Annotated in this window: 23 protein-coding genes; 14 read left to right on the forward strand and 9 right to left on the reverse strand. The window is 30.8% G+C overall.

All coding sequences use genetic code 11. The annotated features are described in order from the left end of the window. Nucleotides 1-25 precede the first annotated feature (25 nt). From DMR38_RS06995 to DMR38_RS07010, 4 genes are all read right to left on the reverse strand, one after another. Nucleotides 26-619, reverse strand: a complete 594-nt coding sequence (locus DMR38_RS06995; protein ID WP_175412937.1) for a helix-hairpin-helix domain-containing protein — start codon at nucleotides 617-619, stop codon at nucleotides 26-28. A gap of 198 nt (nucleotides 620-817) precedes the next feature. Next, nucleotides 818-1276: a hypothetical protein gene (locus DMR38_RS07000; protein ID WP_127720614.1), complete on the reverse strand. Its 459-nt coding sequence runs from the start codon at nucleotides 1274-1276 to the stop codon at nucleotides 818-820. Beyond that, nucleotides 1260-1493, reverse strand: coding sequence for a DUF2997 domain-containing protein (locus DMR38_RS07005; protein WP_127720615.1), 234 nt, complete (start codon nucleotides 1491-1493; stop codon nucleotides 1260-1262). Before DMR38_RS07005 ends, DMR38_RS07000 begins: the two co-directional genes overlap by 17 nt. A 321-nt stretch (nucleotides 1494-1814) precedes the next feature. Beyond that, nucleotides 1815-2210: a pyridoxamine 5'-phosphate oxidase family protein gene (locus tag DMR38_RS07010; protein ID WP_127720616.1), complete on the reverse strand. Its 396-nt coding sequence runs from the start codon at nucleotides 2208-2210 to the stop codon at nucleotides 1815-1817. A gap of 270 nt (nucleotides 2211-2480) precedes the next feature. Here DMR38_RS07010 and DMR38_RS07015 point away from each other — a divergent pair, with 270 nt between their 5' ends. Continuing rightward, nucleotides 2481-3872: a methyl-accepting chemotaxis protein gene (locus tag DMR38_RS07015; RefSeq protein WP_127720617.1), complete on the forward strand. Its 1392-nt coding sequence runs from the start codon at nucleotides 2481-2483 to the stop codon at nucleotides 3870-3872. Nucleotides 3873-3972: 100 nt separating this feature from the next. Here the strand turns inward: DMR38_RS07015 and DMR38_RS07020 are convergent, their stop codons facing one another. Then, nucleotides 3973-5382, reverse strand: a complete 1410-nt coding sequence (locus DMR38_RS07020) for a sodium:solute symporter (protein ID WP_127720618.1) — start codon at nucleotides 5380-5382, stop codon at nucleotides 3973-3975. A gap of 335 nt (nucleotides 5383-5717) precedes the next feature. Between DMR38_RS07020 and DMR38_RS07025 the strand changes: the two genes are divergently transcribed. From DMR38_RS07025 to DMR38_RS07040, 4 genes are all read left to right on the forward strand, one after another. Beyond that, the gene (locus DMR38_RS07025) at nucleotides 5718-6515 is read left to right on the forward strand and encodes an electron transfer flavoprotein subunit beta/FixA family protein (RefSeq protein WP_127720619.1); all 798 of its coding nucleotides are present in this window, start codon (nucleotides 5718-5720) and stop codon (nucleotides 6513-6515) included. Nucleotides 6516-6527: 12 nt separating this feature from the next. After that, nucleotides 6528-7505: an electron transfer flavoprotein subunit alpha/FixB family protein gene (locus DMR38_RS07030; protein WP_127720620.1), complete on the forward strand. Its 978-nt coding sequence runs from the start codon at nucleotides 6528-6530 to the stop codon at nucleotides 7503-7505. Between the two features lie 13 nt (nucleotides 7506-7518). Then, complete coding sequence (locus tag DMR38_RS07035) at nucleotides 7519-8904, forward strand: FAD-binding oxidoreductase (protein WP_127720621.1); 1386 nt, start codon at nucleotides 7519-7521, stop codon at nucleotides 8902-8904. Nucleotides 8905-9022: 118 nt separating this feature from the next. After that, a complete protein-coding gene (locus tag DMR38_RS07040) occupies nucleotides 9023-9403 on the forward strand; it encodes a cupin (protein WP_127720622.1) in 381 nt (126 codons plus the stop codon). On the opposite strand, the gene DMR38_RS07045 is transcribed toward DMR38_RS07040, so the two are convergent. Both DMR38_RS07045 and DMR38_RS07050 read right to left on the reverse strand, forming a co-directional pair. Continuing rightward, on the reverse strand, nucleotides 9400-10179 hold the full coding sequence (locus tag DMR38_RS07045; protein ID WP_127720623.1) for an AraC family transcriptional regulator: 780 nt from the start codon (nucleotides 10177-10179) through the stop codon (nucleotides 9400-9402). The genes DMR38_RS07040 and DMR38_RS07045 overlap by 4 nt on opposite strands. A gap of 134 nt (nucleotides 10180-10313) precedes the next feature. Then, nucleotides 10314-11015 (reverse strand): FadR/GntR family transcriptional regulator, encoded by a 702-nt coding sequence (locus DMR38_RS07050; protein ID WP_127720624.1) that lies wholly within the window; start codon nucleotides 11013-11015, stop codon nucleotides 10314-10316. Between the two features lie 266 nt (nucleotides 11016-11281). Here DMR38_RS07050 and DMR38_RS07055 point away from each other — a divergent pair, with 266 nt between their 5' ends. The 8 genes from DMR38_RS07055 to DMR38_RS07090 all read left to right on the forward strand — a co-directional run bounded on the left by DMR38_RS07055 (nucleotide 11282) and on the right by DMR38_RS07090 (nucleotide 17836). Beyond that, on the forward strand, nucleotides 11282-13204 hold the full coding sequence (locus DMR38_RS07055) for an oligopeptide transporter, OPT family (RefSeq protein WP_127720625.1): 1923 nt from the start codon (nucleotides 11282-11284) through the stop codon (nucleotides 13202-13204). Then, on the forward strand, nucleotides 13194-13541 hold the full coding sequence (locus DMR38_RS07060) for a PqqD family protein (RefSeq protein ID WP_127720626.1): 348 nt from the start codon (nucleotides 13194-13196) through the stop codon (nucleotides 13539-13541). The genes DMR38_RS07055 and DMR38_RS07060 overlap by 11 nt, the downstream gene beginning before the upstream one ends. A 186-nt stretch (nucleotides 13542-13727) precedes the next feature. Beyond that, the gene (locus DMR38_RS07065) at nucleotides 13728-13964 is read left to right on the forward strand and encodes a ferrous iron transport protein A (protein WP_127720627.1); all 237 of its coding nucleotides are present in this window, start codon (nucleotides 13728-13730) and stop codon (nucleotides 13962-13964) included. Nucleotides 13965-13988: 24 nt separating this feature from the next. Continuing rightward, nucleotides 13989-14222 (forward strand): FeoA domain-containing protein, encoded by a 234-nt coding sequence (locus DMR38_RS07070; RefSeq protein WP_127720628.1) that lies wholly within the window; start codon nucleotides 13989-13991, stop codon nucleotides 14220-14222. A 21-nt stretch (nucleotides 14223-14243) separates the two neighbouring features. Further along, the gene (gene feoB, locus DMR38_RS07075) at nucleotides 14244-16289 is read left to right on the forward strand and encodes a ferrous iron transport protein B (RefSeq protein WP_127720629.1); all 2046 of its coding nucleotides are present in this window, start codon (nucleotides 14244-14246) and stop codon (nucleotides 16287-16289) included. A 65-nt stretch (nucleotides 16290-16354) separates the two neighbouring features. Then, nucleotides 16355-16621, forward strand: coding sequence for a FeoC-like transcriptional regulator (locus DMR38_RS07080; RefSeq protein ID WP_243124474.1), 267 nt, complete (start codon nucleotides 16355-16357; stop codon nucleotides 16619-16621). A gap of 149 nt (nucleotides 16622-16770) precedes the next feature. Beyond that, nucleotides 16771-17199 carry a flavodoxin gene (locus tag DMR38_RS07085; protein ID WP_127720631.1) on the forward strand — a complete coding sequence of 143 codons (429 nt, stop codon included), beginning with the start codon at nucleotides 16771-16773 and terminating at the stop codon, nucleotides 17197-17199. A 28-nt stretch (nucleotides 17200-17227) separates the two neighbouring features. After that, the gene (locus DMR38_RS07090; protein WP_127720632.1) at nucleotides 17228-17836 is read left to right on the forward strand and encodes a DUF3793 family protein; all 609 of its coding nucleotides are present in this window, start codon (nucleotides 17228-17230) and stop codon (nucleotides 17834-17836) included. Between the two features lie 334 nt (nucleotides 17837-18170). Here the strand turns inward: DMR38_RS07090 and DMR38_RS07095 are convergent, their stop codons facing one another. Next, nucleotides 18171-18929 (reverse strand): class I SAM-dependent methyltransferase, encoded by a 759-nt coding sequence (locus DMR38_RS07095; protein WP_127720633.1) that lies wholly within the window; start codon nucleotides 18927-18929, stop codon nucleotides 18171-18173. A gap of 232 nt (nucleotides 18930-19161) precedes the next feature. Further along, the gene (locus DMR38_RS07100; RefSeq protein ID WP_127720634.1) at nucleotides 19162-20094 is read right to left on the reverse strand and encodes a 2-dehydropantoate 2-reductase N-terminal domain-containing protein; all 933 of its coding nucleotides are present in this window, start codon (nucleotides 20092-20094) and stop codon (nucleotides 19162-19164) included. A gap of 179 nt (nucleotides 20095-20273) precedes the next feature. On the opposite strand from DMR38_RS07100, the gene DMR38_RS07105 reads away from it, so the two are divergent. After that, nucleotides 20274-20780 carry a hypothetical protein gene (locus DMR38_RS07105; RefSeq protein WP_127720635.1) on the forward strand — a complete coding sequence of 169 codons (507 nt, stop codon included), beginning with the start codon at nucleotides 20274-20276 and terminating at the stop codon, nucleotides 20778-20780. Nucleotides 20781-20785: the final 5 nt, after the last annotated feature.

Below are 20785 nucleotides of genomic sequence, written 5' to 3' on the forward strand. Positions count from 1 at the left end.
AGTATCGCTCCTTAGTATCATATTGTTAAAAGTCAACAATTCTTCCGCTTTTAGTAGAAGTTTTATCATTTTCAGAATTATTCTCATGCTTGGTTTCAATTTTACTTACTACAATTAAGGGTTTAATTCTTTCAAATATATGAGGTTTTAGTAATAAGAGTTCTGCAAATTCATCTATTGAATTAAAGTATCCTTTAGTTTGTCTGTGATTTATTGCCTTTTTAGCAAGTATTAATCCTATGCCCGGTAAATTAGCTATTTCATTTTCAGAAGCTATATTTATATCTACAATTTTATTTTTAGTATTTTCTTCATCAGTCATTTTTTCGTGTGAATTATTATATTCATTTTTTACAAATTCTTCTTTACTTAAATTATGTTTTACGTCAATATCACTTTTAATTGTTTCCATAGTTTCGTAATCTTTTAAGGATGATTTTGATAAATTATGTTTAAGTATAATTTTATCTATTTCAGATTTTGATAAAATTTTCCCATGCTGTATGGCATCTAATCTAATGAGGTATTCGTTTCTTATTAAAAAAGCATGTACTATTCCAATTATACCTAAAATCAAAGTTAATATTCCAACTAAATTATTTGCTTTACCAATTATCATAACTATTATAAAAGGTATTGAATATATTAGTCCACAAAGTGACCATTTTATATATCTTACTTTATAAGAAATATAAAAAAATCCTATCCAATTAAAGAAACATAATGTAAAAGTAAAAAGTATCCATAAGGAATTCAAAATCTCCCACTTTTTGGCTCGAGATGTAATGCTCATTTTGACACCAGCTTTCATAAAACATTAAAAGTCTATTTTACGTCCTTGAATTTTTGGCTTTTCTTCAGTATCTTCATTAAATGTATCCTTTTTTAAATTTACATTCTCAATATTTTGACTCAAATTTGTATTGTTGCTTTCAGCATTAATCAGTTTATCTATATCAGTATTACTTAGCCTTGATTCACTTAATTTCTTATCATATTTAATAAGGAAATCTTCTCTTATTTTGAATATATGAACTATACTTATTATCCCTGACATTATTATTCCATAGAACGTAATATCAGTAAATTTCCTCATTATTAGAGTTAAAATTAAAGGTATTGCATATAAAAAGCTGTAATATATCCATTTCTTACATTTTACCAAATAACCACAATATAAAAAAGCAAACCAGTTTGCAAATCCTAAAAAGAAAGTAAATATTACAAAGGCAGAGTTAACTATTTCCCAAGACTTACTTCTATTTGTTACATACATTTTGGTCACTAACTTCTAAGTTTTCATAATCATGATCTTGTAATATTACTTTCTCTGTTTTATAATACTCTTTTGTGTAATCAGAATCTATTGTTTTAGCTGACAACATATCCTCTAATATTTTAATATAATTAGTACATCTTTTGCCTTTTATACCTTGAACTTCTCCTTGTACAGTCCCATCCTCAAAGATTTGAATTTTTATTCGTTTTGTCAACTTTATCCCTCCATTATAAATAATTCATAAAGTATAAAATTTCTATATTACATGATTAATTATATATTTTCAATACATTATTTGCAACTTATGGAATTATAGTTACATTTAGATTTCCACATTTTCTATCAGATTTATATAATGAGTACTAGGTAAGCGTTAATAGGACCATATTACTTAAAAAATTCAGATACTTTGGGATATGTGGAGTCTATTTTAAGATGGGACAAAGACAAGTTTATGCCTATAACAGTTAGGTTGGTAGTATCAATGTAAATTAAAAAAAGCTAAAGTGTATCTGCACTTTAGCTTTTTAAATCTTTAAAATTTAACGTTGTGAGAATTACCTTGCATATCATAGAAGGTTGCATCAGCCTGGTCTATGTAGAATGTCTCAAAAGTAGGATCGCCTACTTTATACATATTTTTAAGCATAGGCATAGTATTTAAAACAGCCTCTTGTGACTCTTTAGAGGTATTAAAAACTGCCTTTCCATTTAATCTGAGCCATTTTCCTTCTGGAGAAGTTGCACTGATTTGCATCTTAGAATTGGCCTTTAATTGCTTATATACATTTTTTGTATTGGCAGTGCAAAAATATAATTTGTTGTCGTATTTCATTGCAAATCCAAAAGGACGTAATGCAGGTGCATCACCATTTACAGTAGCAAGATAAAAAACTTTGTTGTCAGTTAAGAACTTTAAAACTTCATCCATAATTAGTATCTCCTTTTACTATAAAATATTTTTAAGATGTAACTAATTACATTTTAACACAAAAATTAGAATAGATAAATTATATGGTTAATTTTCCTATGAATAGTTAAAATCTACTTAAAAATTTTATTTGCAAAACATGTTTTTTTATGGAGAATTATGATAAGCGTATGGTATTAATTAGACCACAATGCTATAATTGCCATGGAACAAATGAATAAAAGTATTCAAATTGAAATAATTAGTATATGGTAACTGGGAGGAATAATTTTGTTTGATAAGCTATTAAAAAAAACAGATACAAGAGAAGCTCAATATGTGAGTTCAAATTATATACATAAGGATATACTTGTAAAACTTTTTTCTGATGTAACACAAGGTAAAATGACAAAACTAAGTTTAAGAGATGTAAGGTGCAGTGAAGTAGTAGAAAAGTGGAATGAAGTTATAGATGTGATGTGTGAATCCAGAAAAAAAAGCATTCTTGAAACAAATGATGTATTACAAATGGTAATTAAAATGGATTCAATTAGAAATATTATCAAAAGTGTGGATACACAAACAGAGCACTTACATTCCATGTCTCAAAATAGTGAAGAGCTAGAGGCATCTATTGAGGATGTTTCTAATATATCTCAAAAAATGTCAAACAATTCAAGTGACGTAAAAAAAGTATCTGAAAAAGGAATAAAAAATATACATGATTCAGTTGAATTTGTAAAAAAATCATTTAATGATATTGACATAATAGACAAGCAAATGAAAGGTGTTAAGGAAAAAACCCATAAGATAAATGAAATAGTTGATATTGTAAAAGGTATTGCAGATCAAACAAGTTTACTGTCACTAAATGCTTCAATTGAGGCAGCAAGAGCAGGGGAACAAGGTAAAGGATTTGCTGTTGTTGCAGATGAAGTAAGAAAACTTGCTGAAAATACTACAAGTTCAGTTTTAGATATACAAAAAAATGTTTCGAATTTGCAAAAAGATATTGACTCATCAGTTGATAAAATCAATCAGACAGCTAAGCAATTAGAGTCAGGTAAAGACCTAGTTAACAGTTCACTAAATTCAATTAATTTAATTGGTAATTCAATAGACGGTGTTAACGAAACAATTAATCAAGTTGCAGCAGATACAGAGGAACAAACTGCAGCAACCCAGTCCTTTGCTAGTAGTATTATGGAGCTATCGCAGCATGCTGATCATATAGACAGTAATTGTAAAGGTATTGGGAAATTTATATATGATTTAAGTAAAAGAATAGATTCTATGAGAGTTGAAATGCTTGAAAATAAAGGATGTCTCACAGATTGTGATATGGTAGAAATCTATAAAACTGACCATTTACTTTGGAGATGGAGAATATATAATATGCTTCTTGGTAACGAAAAAGTAAATATTGATGCTGTAGGAGATTATAAGGGATGCAGACTTGGAAAGTGGTATTATAATATAGATATTGGTAAGTTAAAAAATAGCAAGGCCTTTGTAGAGTTAGAAAAATCACATATAGAATTACATGAAGTTGCAAAAGAAGCTGCTCTGGCATATGAGAAAAATGATATAAAGCTGTCAGAAGAATGCCTTGAAAGAATGGATATGTGTTCAAAAAAAGTATTTGCTCTAATGGATGAGATAAAAAACTTTAAGACGAACTAATGGTATTACATTTATATAGTTTCTAACTAAAAAATCAACTTATACGCAGTATAAGTTGATTTTTCATTTAGAACCACTATAGATAAAAAATCAATATTTATTAAGCAATGTTTTCTTCTTTGTCGATAGCAGATTCAACTTTATTTTTATCTATTGAATTAACAATTATATATGAAAGTAATCCTACAATTATACCAAAGATTATTGGATAATTAGAATCAACTCCATATTTAAAAAATGTTCCAGAAACTACTATAGTACTTAAAAATAATGATACAAGACCTGCTTTTGGACTGAATTTTTTAAGTACAAATGCAGCAAGTACAGGTACAAATACACATCCTGACAGATAAGCATAGGCCATATCCAGTGCTGTAAGTACATCTTGAATCAAAAATGCTATTACCATAACTCCAATTCCAATTAAACAAGCAAATAGTCTATTAATTACAATTGATTTCTTTTCATCAGGATTTTTATTGATAAAACGAGCATACACATCATTGTAAAGTATAGTAGAAGATGCAAGGATAGAACCGCTAGCAACTGACATTGTAGCAGCCATAGCAGCAGCTATAACAAAACCCTTAACTCCAATTGGCAGGAATAAAGAAACTCCTGAAACAAAGGCATTTTGAGGATCTTTTAATGATGGTAAAGCTATGTATACACACATACCTAGTAAAATAGCAGCAGCTCCATATATCATGCTGTAAAATCCAGCTAGAATAGTTCCTCTTTTAGCAATCTTTCCATTTTTTGCAGTAAAAATACGCTGCCATATATCCTGTCCAATTATTAAACCAGGGATATACATTAGAAGATACATTACAATACTATCATATCCTATACCTGTTATACTAAGGTGTGATTGAGGTACTGATGCCAAGATGTGGTGAATGCCGCCCATTTTTACTATAGCAAATATAGGAATTAATATAACAATACCAAGAGTTTTTATAACAAATTGAATGATATCTGTTAAGGAAACAGACCACATTCCTCCTATAAAGGTATAAAATATTACAATTCCACCGCCAACTAGCATAGAAACTTGTGTATTCCATCCCATTATACCGCTTATTATTGCTCCAACAGATACAACTTGTACAACACTCATCATCATTGTATATACGAAGGTAAGTAATGAACTAAATATTCTTGCAGATTTACCATAGTTGTTTTCTATAACTTCATTAATACTAAGTGCTTTCATTTTTGAAAGCTTGGAGGAAACTAAAAATCCAAGTGCTATTAATCCTAAGCCTAAACTTCCTGCCAGCCAAATACCAGATATACCAAACGTATATCCTAATTTTGCACCACCTACTGTTGCCGCACCGCCTATTGCAAGGGCAGCCATGCATCCAAAAAACATTGGGAATCCTAGTCTTCTACCAGCTACTAGATAATCTTCCTTTGTTTTTGTAAATTTTGTTGAGAAAATACCAATGCTTATCATTACAATAAAGTATAAAATAATAATACCGTAATCAAATGTAGTTAACATTTAATAACCTCCTTTAAATTTGTCTATACTTGATAGATTTTTAAATATAAATTTTTTGAATATTTATTAAAAAATTTATAATCTGTTAGTATTAAATTTTTTATGCACATAATCCATTTAATATTAATGGTAAATGGGAAGATGACGCTATTCCCAATATAAGATAATATTACTTGAAACGATGTTTCTTGATATAATAGTATCACTTATAAAATTAAAATCAATACAAATATACAAATTTTTATTATTTTTTTTGCATAATAATTCATATTTTATATTGACTTGTCATTGTATTAATGATAATCTACGTGGTAAGACCACTAGGAGGAATATTTATGAATATAATTGTACTTATAAAAGAAGTCCCAGATATGGAAAAAGTAAGATTTGACAGTGAAAAAGGTGTTGTGGACAGGTCATCTGCTGAAGCAGAAATCAACCCCTTTGATCTAAATGCTCTGCAGGAGGCAGTTAACTTAAAAAACAAATTTGGGGGAGAGATAACTGCCATTACCATGGGGCTTCCAAGATCAGAAAAATCACTAAAGGATGCCTATGCTAGAGGTGCAGATAGGGGAATCCTTTTAACAGATAGAAAATTTGGTGGAGCTGATACATGGGCAACAGCCAATACCCTTGCGGCTAAAATAAAAAAGATAAAGGATTATGATCTTATTATTTGTGGTGAGAAGTCTGTTGATGGAGATACAGCTCAAGTTGGAGCAGAAGTAGCTGAATTTTTAAATATACCCCATGCTTATTATGTTGAAAAAGTTAATGCTGTTTTGAGGAATGAAATTGAAGTAACCATTGAAAATATTTGTGGAAAGAAACAAAATAGAAAAATGAAAATGCCAGCACTAATAAGTGTAACTAAGAACATCAATTATCCTGAGTTGCCTTTGTTAGAAAGAAAGCTTGAATCATTAAAAATTGAAATGGAAAAATGTTCTTTAGAAAACCTTAGTGGATATATAAAAGAGGAAGAAGCAGGCTTTAATGGTTCTAAGACTAAAGTTGTTAAAATAGTGGTGCCAAAGGAAGTAAAGCGTGAAAGTAAAATTTATAAAGGCAATTTAAATTGTTATATAAAAGATGTAATTCATATGATGAAGGACAAAAATATAATATGAGGTGGTGACAACATGAAAGATTATAAGGGTATTCTCATTTATGTGGAACAAAATGAAGGCATTATACACAAAGTGAGTTATGAACTCATTAATAAAGCAAAGGAGCTCTGCAAACAGAGTAATGCACCACTATACTGTTTGGTTCTTGGAGATGAAGGCATAGATGTTAAAGAGCTGAATTACTGCGGAGCAGATAAAGTATTTTATATGAAAGATGGATGTTTTGAAAAACCGGAAGAATGTCTGTTTAAGGATAACATAGTTAAATTTGTGAAAGAATACAAACCAGAAACTATATTGATAGGTGCTACTAATTTTGGACGTTCTCTTGCACCTAGAATTGCAGCAGCTTTGAAAATAGGGCTTACGGCAGATTGTACGGATTTAAAAGTGGATGAAGATGGAAAACTTATACAGGTTAGGCCAGCTTTTAGTAATAATATCTTTGCTCATATAAAATCAAAAGGTTTTCCCCAAATGGCTACAGTGAGGTATAAAGAATTTAATGAGGCAGAGGGAAATGAAAAAATGGATATAAATGTTTCAGTAATAGAACCTTATGTTAGGTCATATGACAAAATAAGTTGGATACAGGAATTTAGTGAAGAAAATTTTGATATTACAGAAGCAGAAGTTGTAGTTGCTGCTGGCAGGGGAATTAAAAAAGCAGAAGATTTACATATGCTTGAAGAATTAGCTTCATTACTTGGTGGCAAAATTGGAGCATCAAGGGCTCTTGTAGATGCGGGAATGATTGGAAGTGCCCATCAAATAGGTTACAGCGGAAACAGGGTAAAGCCAAAGCTTTACATCGCCTGTGGTATATCCGGTGCTCCACAGCATATAGCAGGTATGAAGGAATCAGAAATTATTGTTGCCATTAATAGTGATCCTTCTGCGCCCATATTTAATATTGCAGACTACGGATATGTAGGAGATTTATATGAAGTTATTCCAAAAATGATTGAAGAAATAAATTCAAGTAAATAATGGAGGCTTGGTGATGGAACGAGGAACAATTGATTATTTAATAAATACTGTTGGCAGCGACTTTGTAATAACAAATCCGGAGCAAAAGTTATCTTATATGTATGATGAAATAGAACATAATGTAAGACCTAAGGTAAATATGGACTCGGTAGTTGTGAAGCCGCTCAATTCAAAGGAAATATCTGAAATTGTAAAGTATGCAGGTGAAAACAAAATCCCTATTGTAGTACATGGTGGTGGGACAGGACTCTGCGGAGGCGCTAGCCCGATAAAAGAAAGTATTGTAATTTCAATGGAGAGAATGAATAAAATCATTGAAATAGATGAGAAAAATATGATGGCAGTAGCTGAAGCAGGTGTTACACTGGCTCAGCTGATTGAAGAATTGGAAAAGCACAGTGGAATATGTTTTCCTGTGCATCCTGGAGATGAGGGAGCACAAATGGGAGGTATGGTTGCAACCAATGCAGGCGGAGCAAGAGCTGTAAAACATGGTATTATGAGAAATCATATAAAAGGTATTGAAGTAGTTCTACCAAATGGTGAAATACTAAACTTTGGCGGGAAATTACTTAAGGACAATACAGGATATAACCTTTTGCAGTTGATTATGGGAAGTGAAGGAACTCTTGCCATTATAACAAAGATTACTTTTAGATTGTATCCTGAAGATAAATTTACGGCCTCCATAGTGCTAGCTTTTGAAAATATAAGTGATGCCTCAAATGCAGTTCTAGAAATTATGAAAAATGGAGTTGCTCCACTTGCAGTAGAATATCAGGACAGATATTTAAATGTAAAATCTGCTGAAATACTTGGACTTCACTGGCCTCTTGATAAGGGCATGGCGGATCTTCTTATTATTTTATCAGAGAAAAGTGAGGAAGCATTATATGCCTCCTGCCAAATAATTTATAATGTGTGCAAGAAATATAATGCAAGTAAAGCTGTATTTGCAGGAACTAAAAAAGAGCAGGCTGAAATGCTTGCCATAAGAAGCGGCAGTTATGAAGTAATAAAGGAGAATATTGCTTATTCCTTTGATATGGCAGTTCCGGCAGGATATATGCCTGACTTTTTAAATGATTTGTGGAAACTTGTGGATTCCTACGGTACAAAGTCTTATATAACAGCACATTTGGCTGATGGAAATGTACATAACGATATTTATATGGTGGATGGTAAAAATCCTGAGTATTTGGAAGAACTTAAAATGAAAATGTATAAGCTCTGCTTTAAATATGGTGGTACTTTAACCGGGGAGCACGGTATAGGAAAGCTGAGAATAAAGGATTTAACTCTTCAGAAGTCGAAAGCGGAAATTGAGCTTATGAAGAGCATAAAAAGGGCATTTGACCCCAATAATATTCTTAATCCAGGTACAGTGCTGGAAATGTAACTATATAAAGTTTCAAAACGAATTACTAAGGGTTTATTACAAATACCGCAATATCTTACAATACATAAATATAACAATTTGATATTATAGTCGTATAAAATTATTGGAGGTAATGAATGTGAATATTGGTAATTGTTTTGAAAATGGACAAATTGGTACTATATCTGAAATTATTAAATCAAAAGATAGGACTTTTAATCCTCACCCAAAGTTTAAAGGCGTTTGTCTAAAAAATCTTGTAACAGGAGATATGACAAATAATAAAATTAGCTGCGTTTTAGTTAGGGTTGAGCCATTCTGCACATTAGATACTCATGTACATGAAAATAGCTTAGAAATACATGAAGTTATTTCTGGTGACGCAACCTGCTATATTGGTGAAAATAAAATTAATTATACAGTAGGTACTGTTGGCGTTATTCCTGAAAATGTTTCTCATAAAGTAGAAGCAGGGAAAAACGGAATATATATTCTTGCCAAATTTTCACCTGCTCTTTAATCAAAATTTCTGCAGCTGCTTTTAAATTGCATTGGTGTTATACCAATATGCTTTTTAAAAGTATTGCATAGATGGCTTTCATCTGAAAAATTGAAATTAAATACTAAGTCGGAAAAGGGCTGCTGTTTTAGCAGCCCTTTTCGGATCTGCTTTATTTTTTCTTGCATATAAAATTGATATGGAGTAACGCCCATTTGATTTTTAAATAATCTTAGTAAATGATATTTTGACATATTAACATAATTTGATAATTCTTGCAAATTAAAAGTTTTATTCAAATTATCTTTTATAAAATCTGAAGTTAATGATATTATTTTGCTGTTCGTGTACTTTTTATAATTATGATCTATTTTTATATATTGTTTCAGAAAATACAATAGTATATTTTCAAAATAAACAGTATTATTACCATGATTATACTTTTGTATCATGTTTAAAATTGTCATTCCTACTATTTTATCTTTAAAAACATACCTCCATAAGGAATTATTATTATATTTTTTTACATTAGAATTCACACATAACACTATATACTCATATTGAGTTTTATTAATTGCAGAAATTGTATGTTCAATGTGTGGAGGAATAACATATACATCACCTTTTTCTAACAAGTATTCTTGTTGTTCTACGTTTAATCGCATTATTCCATTTGTAACTATTCCAATGCAAAATGCATTATGGCTGTGTCGTGGAAATGAATGAAAACTTTTTCCTCTAATTATTTCAATATTTTTATTACAATAGAAATTAATTTTATTTTTTTCTCTATACATACTAATAATCACCTACTTACAATTTAATTATATTAATATATAAAGATGTTTGCATAATCAATTTAATAATAAGCATTCTCGCATCACTTTGCAATATTTTATTATTAGGTCCAGCTAAACAAAATGTAACCTAATCATTTAAGCTTTTTAAGCAATTCTATATCTATTTTTTTAAGATGATTTATTAGAGCCTCTTCAGCACCATCGGGGTTGTGGCTTTCTATAGCTTTAAGGATGTATAAGTGTTCTTCATATATATTATGTATAGATTTTTCTTCGTATAGTGAAATATTTACGGTTTTGTCAATAAAAATATCCATTAAGTAGGAAAGACTGTTCCATGTAGTGATAAATAATTCATTACCTGATAATTTGATGATTTCATAGTGGAATTCTTTATCAAACTCTGCTTTTTTACTTTCATTATTTTCATTTATCATACTTTTATATATTTTATACAATTTTTTTATGTCTTGTTTTGAGGCTTTTTTGGCAGCAGCTCTTACAGAGGAAGATTCCAAGACTTCTCTAAGATCAAATAAGTCTTCAATACTCCCATTGCTCAATTTAAAAGATATGGACAGTGGCTTATAGTAACTGTCATTAATATTGTTGGATATAAAGTTTCCCTGACCATGCTTCCTCTCGATTAAGCCAATTATTTCGAGAGCTTTTAAAGCTTCTCTTAAAGCCGGACGTCCAACCTTCCATATTTCTGTTAGTTGTCTTTCAGGCGGTAATTTATCGCCAATTTTCAATTCATCATGTAATATCATATTTTGTATTTTTTCAATAATAGATTGAACTACATTTTTATTTTCAGTGGTTTCAAACATAGTAACTCCTTCGCATATTTAAGTCTATATAATGTTATCATAAGTGGGTCAGAAATTGAAGTGTATGTTAAAGATGTATGTAATGAGAAGCCTAAAGTTAGAATAATTTGTTATTGTTGCTCACAAATAGTAGCAGTATTGCAAGTTAGAAACCATTCTAATTTATTTAACAAACAAATCTTTTCATTTATAAAAATTTAAAAGTGCATTTTTAGCATCAATTATGCTATAATTATGATTGTAAAATATAAAGGGAGGTACATATAATGAATAAAAAGTTATCTAAAGATGCATATGGCGGCGTAGCTGGTAAAGACTATGTCCCTTACATTTCCAGTGGCTCTAAATCTGGTGGAAATGTTGCTGTATTAGCAATTGGTATTATTCTAGCAGTACTATTTGCAGCATCTACTGCCTATTCAGGTATGAAATCAGGACTTACAGTTGCTGCTGGTATACCTGGTTCTATAATAGGTTCTGTATTTATAGCTATATTTGCTAAACAGAAAGGTATCCTTGGCAAAAATTTGGTTCAAGGTATGTCAAGTGGTGGAGAATCTATCGCTAGTGGTATGATATTTGTTTTGCCAGCAATAATCTTAATAGGTTCAAAATTTTCTTTTTGGGAAGGTTTTGTTGTTGGTGTAGGAGGTGTTTTATTCGGGATAGGAATAGCTTCGCTTGTTTACAATTATTTAATAATTGAAGAACATGGCAAATTAATGTACCCTGAGTCAATGGCTATATCTGAGACACTTGTTGCTTCAGAAGGTGCCAAAGAATCAGTGAAGTACATGGGAATAGGCTTTGGAATAGGCGGTATTATAACTGTTTTTACTAGTTCATTTTTAAATGTAGCTAACAGTGTTATAAGCTATGTAAACGAGTCCTTTTACAAGTGGAAATTTGAAGTCGAAGCTAACCCTCTATTATTAGGTATAGGATTTATAGTTGGCATAGATGTTTCCTTAACTATGTTTGCTGGTTCTATATTATCTAACTTTGCTGTTACACCTTTAATAGGTTATTTTGTTTCTCTTGGTAAAGGCGGTGCAACTGTATGGAATAATTCACATGTTGCTTTAAGTGCCATGCAAGTTAAGGATATAACAGGCAGTTATGTAAAATATATCGGAGCAGGTATGATGCTTTCTGGAGGCTTTATAGGAGCTATAAAACTTATACCAACTATAGTATCTTCTATAAAAGAAACTCTTGGTGCTAAGTCTTCAAAGGGTTCTAGCAGTTCATCTGCTGAAAATCTAATATTATTTGGTGGTATAGTAATAGGATTTATAGGTGGTTTCATGATATCTGGTGGTAATATACTAATGGCAATAACTGCTTCTATTTTATCACTAGTATTATCATTATTATTTGTTATAGTTGCTGGTCGTTTAACTGGTACTATAGGAACTTCGAATCTTCCCGTATCTGGTATGACTATAGCTTCTATAGTTATTGTAACATTATTATTTGTTACAATGGGATGGAAAAGTTCTGTAAATAACAGGTCTTTACTTTTGTTTGGTACATTTATAGTTACTGCTATATCTGCAGCTGGTGGTTACTGTCAATCACAAAAAGTTACTTTTATAGTTGGCGGTGACAAAAATGAAATGCAAAAATACTTTGCTATAGCTGGTATAGTTGGTGCTGCAGTAGTTACTGGTGTTATACTATTACTTTCAAGCCAGCTTGCTATGACTGGTGATAACGTACCATTTGCATTGCCTCAGGCTAATCTAATGTCAACATTAACTGGTGGTATAATGTCAGGTAGTTTACCTTGGGTTATGATAATTGTTGGTATTGTTATGGGACTTACTTTATTCTTATTAAAACTTCCTGTAATGACAATTGCCATAGGATTCTATTTGCCAATATCTACAAATGCCATAATATTAATAGGTGCATTTGTTCGTCTATTTGTAGAAAAGACTTCTAAAACTGAAAAGCAAAAAGAGGCTAGAGTTTCTAATGGTGTAAGTTTATCATCTGGACTTGTTGCTGGTGGTTCCATAATAGGACTTGTAGGTATAATACTTATAAATGTATTAAAAGTTATAAAAGTAGGTGAACCAAGTGGATTTGCTGCTTCTAATGGCATGGGATATGTAGTATTAGCAGTTCTAATAATAGCATCCATAATACCTATAATGAAGAGTAAGGGAAAAAATGCCCAATAACAACGAAGAGGTCTTAAATATAATATTTAAAATCTCTGATAATTTAGAATATGAGGTAGATGAAGACAGCATTGTGACTATACTTGAGAAGCAAGATCATAAGATTCAGAAGTTTTTTAGAAAAATTAAATTTAGAATTCCAGAATACAAAAAAATTACTCTAGATGAATATTCAAGTTATGTGTTTTTACAGATAGATGGAAAGAAAACTGTAAAAGCTATTGGAGAAAATTTAGAAGCAAAGTATGGTGATAAAGTTAATCCGCTTTATGAAAGATTGTTGTTATTTTTAAATCATATTAATGTTAATTGTCACTATATAGAAAAAATGAATTAATTATAAAAGATGGTACTATGTGATAGCTGCCATCTTTATTTTTATGAACTTTTATAAATTTTAAACAGAATGTATAAGCAAATCTGCTATTGACATATTTAGAAGTAAGTATTAATATATAATATAGTTGATTATGATTATCAATATCAATTATAAAAAGTTTACTGTTTTTAGGAGAGTGATATTATGGCACATAGTATGAGACTTGATGAAGTTAAAATTAAATCAAGGGTTAAGGTAGTTCAAATATTGCCTGAAAGTAAAGTTAGGAGAAAAATTATGGATATGGGAATTGTAAGAGGAACTGAAATTTTTCTGGCAGGAAAAGCTCCTATGGGTGATCCAATAGAACTTCAACTTAGAGGATACAGTTTAAGTTTAAGAAAAAATGAAGCAAAAGATATTTTAGTAGAGCTAGTATAAAAAATTTTTTGGGAGGTGATTCGTATGATTGAAAGCAATATGCCGTTAAATGCTGTCTCAATGGGGAGAAGCGCCGAAATAAAAGATGTAGTTGGAAGTGAAATTATGTGCAGAAAGCTTATGGAAATGGGGCTTAGTAAGGGAACTATAATTAAAATAATGAATAATGACATAGGCCATTTGGTAGTAAAACTTGGTGAAACCAGGCTTGTACTTGGACGTTCAATGGCACAAAAAGTTATGGTTAGAGAAGTTTAAAGTTAATATATTGGAGGCTTGATGATGAATAAAAATTTGGTTATTGCTTTAGCAGGCAATCCTAACTGTGGTAAAACTAGTTTGTTTAATGAACTTACAGGTTCAAGACAGCATGTAGGGAACTGGCCTGGTGTTACAGTTGAAAAAAAGGAGGGAAAATTAAAATTTCAAGGCAGAGATATAACAGTAGTTGATTTGCCAGGAACGTATAGTTTAGGGGCATATTCAGAGGATGAAGTTGTAGCTCGTGATTTTATACTTAAAGAAAAACCTGATGTGGTTATTAATGTAGTAGATTCCTGTAATCTTGAAAGAAATTTATATCTTACGATGCAGATTCTTGAAACTGGAGCTAAAGTAGTTTTAGCACTTAATATGATGGATGAAGCTAAAAATAAAGATATACGAATCGATGCTAAAAAATTATCTAGCGCTATCGGGATACCAGCAGTTCCAACAGTAGCAACTAAAGGTCAGGGAATAAACCAATTAATAAGTGAAGCTGTTAAGCTTGGAGATTTAAAAGAGCATAATTTATATAAAATTGATTATGGTGCTGAAGTAGAAAGAGAAACAGGAAAAATAGAACTTGCTTTTTCAGAAGCAGCTGCAGCTCTTGAATATCCATCTTCCTGGACAGCATTAAAGCTTATAGAAAATGATGAATATATAAATAAATATGTGGGTGAGAAAGTAAAAACAAATGCAGTAAAGAAACAGGTTCAAAATAGTATAGAAAAAATTACTAAGTCTATTGGCTATGAGCCGGATGCTTTTATAATTGACAAAAGGTATGAAAAGATAAGCAGTGTTGTTAAAGATAGTGTAAAGAAAAATACAGTTGTTAAAGAAACTGTTTCGGATAAAATAGATAAAGTAATTACTAATAAATGGCTTGGAATACCTATATTTGCACTTATAATGTTTGGTGTTTATCAGATTTCAATAGGACTTGGCAATGGCCCACTTGCGGATTTAGTAAATGACTGGATAGGTAAGCTTGGAGCTAGTGTGGATTTTGGACTTCAACATATAGGGGCACCTGAACTTTTGGGCGATTTTGTTAGAGATGGTATTTTTGGCGGTGTTGGTTCAGTACTTGGATTTTTGCCTATGATTTTGATAATGTTTTTCTTGATATCCCTTCTGGAAGACAGCGGATATATGGCAAGAGCTGCTTATGTAATGGACAGGCTCATGCATGCAGTTGGGCTCCATGGTAAAACAGCAGTATCACTTATAATTGGATCGGGGTGTAATGTTGCAGGAATAATGTCGGCAAGAACTCTTGAAAACAAGAAGGACAGAATGATAGCTATTTTAATAAGTCCTTTTATTTCATGTCCAGCAAGACTTGAAATTTATGGATTATTTATTGGAGCATTCTTTGCAAACAAAACAGTAGGTATATTTAGTGAAGGCGGACTTATTGTATTTATACTATATGCTCTAGGTATTGCAGTTGCAATATTAATGGGAAAATTCTTTAGCTCAAAAGTATTTAAAGGTGAAAATTCATATTTTGTTATGGAATTACCTCCATATCGTATACCAACTCTTAAAGGAATTTTAATTCATATGTGGGAAAAATCAAGTCACTTTTTAAAGAAAGCAGGAACTGTTATTTTAGTTGTATGTATAGTTGTTTGGATTCTTACTAATTTACCAGCAGGTGCAGCACAAGATGAAACTATATTAGCAAGATTAGGTTCACTAATAGCTCCTATATTTAAACCGGCAGGTTTTGGAACATGGCAGGCAGGAGTTGCACTTATTACAGGATTTGCAGCTAAAGAAGCTGTTGTTGGTACTTTTGGAACAATTTATGGAGTAGAGGAAGGAGTACATCTTTTCCATGCAATACAAAATACTTTCACACCACTTACAGCAATGTCATTTATGGTAATGTGCCTTTTATATGTACCATGTGTTGCAACTATAGGGGCAGTAAAAAGTGAAACAAATTCAAGTAAATGGGCATGGGCAGCAGTAGGGTATACTTGTGCAATTGGATGGATATGTGCAGTAATAGTATATCAGGTAGGAAGATTGATGGGATTTGTTTAAATTACGCTTTCAGTGAGAATGAATATCAATATCATAAAAAATACGAAAGGATGATTTTTGTGATTATGAAAATTTTGAAGAGACTCTCAAAAGGAGGATTGTATTCGAATAAAGGTATGGCCAGGGAACTTGGAATAGATGAAAGCATGGTAGAACAAATGATATCCCAGCTTGAAAGACTTGGATATATAAAGCGAGATAATATGAATGCTTCATCAGGTTGTGATTGTGGGTGCTGTGATTCAAAGAAGAAAAAAAGTTGCTGCAGTGGCAAAGACAATATAAGCATAGATTTATGGAAACTTACGGAGAAGGGGAAAGCAGTAGTGTAGGAATAAAAGTCACTCCTCTATTGAGAATGATAGTCAACAAATAAAATATGCGTATGAGTGTGTTGATGGTTGTAGAGGATAAAGTTAGTGTTTTTAAACGGGCTTTGCCACATATTAAAAATAAAATCAATTACAAGGAGGATTAAGTTATGAAAAAAATATCAATTATTTATTGGAGTGGTACAGGAAATACTGAGGCTATGGCAAAAGCAATACAAGAAGGAGCCAAAAGTGAAAATACAGATGTTAAACTTGCGAGTGTGAGCGAAGCAAGTTTAGAAGACGTGTCAGGTGCAGATGTTGTTGCTTTTGGATGCCCAGCAATGGGTGATGAACAGCTTGAAGAAAACGAAATGGAACCATTTGTAGAATCCATTTTAGGGGATATTAAAGATAAAAATATTGCTTTATTTGGTTCATATGGATGGGGTAGTGGAGATTGGATGACTAACTGGGAGGACCAGATGAAGAAGTACGGAGCAAATCTCGTAGAAGAAAGTCTTATAATAAATGAAGAACCAGATGATGATGGACTAGAAAAATGTAAAAAATTAGGCAAGACATTAGCTGAGAAATAAAAATTTTTAAATATAGGGGAGGTTGTTTATGAGTAGAGAACAAGTAAGCAAATTTTTTAATATTATTAATGAGTATAATGACTTTGAATACCTATTATATGTGATAATATGCCACTGCGCTCCAACTTTAAAAAAACAAAAAATAGCCTCCCTCATTATATTTAGTGATAATGGAAGAAAGTTAAATTTAATATGGGAAAGATATGAGGATAGAATAAAAGAAAACTTAAAGATTAGTTTTTTTGAATTGCGCAGGAATAAAAAAAATGTAACGGTATTATTCTATAACGATAAAATGTTGGAGACAAGTATAAAATGTGAAAAAAATATAGATTTTCTAAATAGGTTTGGATATACAAATGAAATGGATCTTAACCAATGTTTATGCCATTTAAGTAAAAGGTTTCAGAAAATATGTCCACACGAGATAGGAGTATTTCTAGGGTACCCTATAGAAGATGTAATAACATTTGTAGATTACCCTAGTGTAAAATGTAAAATGATAGGCTATTGGAAGGTTTATCATGATGTGGAAAATGCTAAAGTGATTTTTAATAGATATGATTTAATAAAGAATAAGATGATTGGACTTATTCTTAAAGGATGCAATCCTGCTCAACTTATATTGGATGTATAAATTTGAAACTCAGGGTAAAGCTTATGAAGTGAATAATATAATAATTAATTGTAGGCATGTCAAAGATATTCTAAAGGAATGTTTTTGACATGCCATTTTTAAGCTATGATAAATATTAAAAATAATAATTTATTAATTTGGTGATATAAGAAATCCAATTATTGTGTTGTTGCTATTGGAAAAATAATTATGATAAAGTTATGAAGTATTTGAAAAATTATATAGAGATATTTAAAAACAAATTAATAAGTGCATAAAAACAGGTACCTGAGAGTGAATTACTCTCAGGTGATAAATAAAATATTTCTTATAAGTGGAATTGAAAATTGTATATTTAAGAAATTTTTTCAAAATAACCAATCCTATTGTTTTTTGGACGTAATTTTGGTGCGATAAGTGATAAAAAGATAGGTGAAAATTTTTTCATTGTATCAGTAAGGTTAAAATCTCCTAACATTTTATACATAGGACAAAGCTTGATGAAATCATCTGTATTATCAACCCCCCATCGAAATACTGCGGTGGTTTTTTTTATTGTATCGTGAATTTTCTGGTTTTTAACCATCCATTTTGACATTATCTCACACAGGAGAGTACAGTGTTTAAAAGATGCAGAAACTGTTTCAAATAGTTTTTTAACCTCATTTTCTTCCAAATACATTAAGAGATCCTCTGCAACGACTAATACATTATCTTTGTTTTTAACTTTTTCAATCCAAGAATTTTCAAGTACAGAACCAGATATATTGGTAACCCTATTATTTTTGGAAAATATGGTTTTCCTGATATTCATTACATTTTCAAAATCAATGTTATACCATTGTATTTTACCATTATATACTCGATTAAATCTGGCATCAAGACCACAAGCCATATTAATAACACTGCAATTAGGATGTTTTTTAATATAGGATGAAACTTCTCTGTCAAAAATGATGGTTCTTGCAGAACATCCCCACATGTTCAATTTACTTTTACCATGTTTTTTAAAATCATAATCAAGAGAATTAACAATATTAATCGCAGTCTCATCATAAAAAGCAGGTTTCTTCTTTTGGCTTTCTAATGCCCTTGCATAGACAGGTACTAACATAGTTTCGTTGACACCGGACAAATTGATTTTTGTTTTGTCATTATCAGTATTCCTCCAATTGCTATTAAAGATTTTATTATATATCACTATAGTTAGCTATAACTAACTATAGCATAACATTGAATTTAGAATTGTCAATATGAGCAATATTTAGAGTTTCCCCAAAATTAAAATTCATGTCAAAGCTGTCCCACTAATTTCAATATTTGAGGCATAATTAGTTGAGGATAAGTTAGATGTATTTCTCTAATTTGTCCCAATTAGGTGTTAAAATTCCAGAGCTTTTCTTAAGTTTATCAAATTCATTACTTAAATATTTCATTTCGTCTACTGCAGACATAGCATGGTCGCTTGCGGCAAGTTTTCCAAGAGGTGTAGCAGCCATGATTTTAAATATCCAATATAACAATCTTCGTTTTCTATTTAGATAGTCTTTTAAATCTTTTGGCTCTATTTCATAGCCGCAGGTTTTAACTACTTTACATCCTTCGGAAATAGCATCAATAGTTAGGTTGAGCATTTTTTTATTTCTAGCAATTTTTTTCAAATCACCATCTGCAAAGTAAGTTAGATAGGCAATAGGCACTACTAGAGCAATATGAAATTTTAACCAAGCATCTATGTTAGGACTGTGATAAAGCTTAAAAGAGGTATTAACAAAAATTTTATTGATGAAGGTTTTGTAGGAGATATCTCCACTGATATCGCCAATAGAAAAAGATGTTTTACCAATATGTATGCTTATGACTTTTCCTAATTCTCTTCTTCCACCTGTTTTTTGAAAAGCGAACAACATTTTAGGCTTAATTATGGAATTTTCCTGTATTTTTTTATAGGTCGCATCTGCTGATGGATTATTACTAACGAAAACATATAACTTGCATTTTTTATTACAGTAAATATTAGGAAGCATGCTGTCAATCTGAGTTCTTTGCATAACTACAAAAACAGTATCATAATAATCGTCTTGATTAAACTTATCCACTACATTTAATTTAGTTATGGTAGTTTTTAATTGAAGGTAATGCTTAATAACAAGTCCTTTTTCTTTAAGTTCATTATATCTTTTTCCTCGTGCCAGAATAGTTACATTATGACCACCTTTGACCAATTCATAAGCTAAATAGCTGCCCAATACACCAGCACCATAAACTAATATTTTCATCGAATATTCCTTCCTTACATAATTATTTTTGATAAAAATTTCATATGTAACTGTCGATCCATTGACAATGATAATGATATTTATTATCATTAAGTATAACAAATATATTTTAACATTATTTTGTTATAATCTCAATAATTAAATAGTTACTTATAAATTTACACTAGGAGGAAATCAATATGATTACTATTTTTATCATTGAATGCATTGTATTTTGTGCTGTATTTACGATATTTAATTTGACTTATCTTTTTAAGAAACCATTGGACTGGTTTTATGATTATCCAGATGAGGTACAAGCACGCATGCGCACACTGCCACAATATAAAGGAAAAATTCCCTTAAAAGAAAATAATTATCGAAAAAAGAAGATACCAGCTGTAATAATATTTCTTATTATTTCATCAATAATTGTATGGTTTTCTGGAGCACGTGACTTTGTTATGGGAACATTATATGCATTTGCACTTTTTATGGTTATAAATTTTTATGATGCATTAATTTTAGATACAATTTATTTCTGTCACTCTAAAAAGGTGCGTTACCCTGGAACAGAAGATATGGTTAAGGCATATGAAAATCCAAAAAAGCATTGGATTGGTTTTTTAAAAGGAACAGGATTTGCAGTTGGGATTTCTTTGTTAGTTGGTGGAATTGTAGAAATTGGCTCACATCTAGTTTTTTAATAATA

This window comes from Clostridium sp. AWRP (assembly GCF_004006395.2).
GTDB lineage: Bacteria > Bacillota > Clostridia > Clostridiales > Clostridiaceae > Clostridium_B.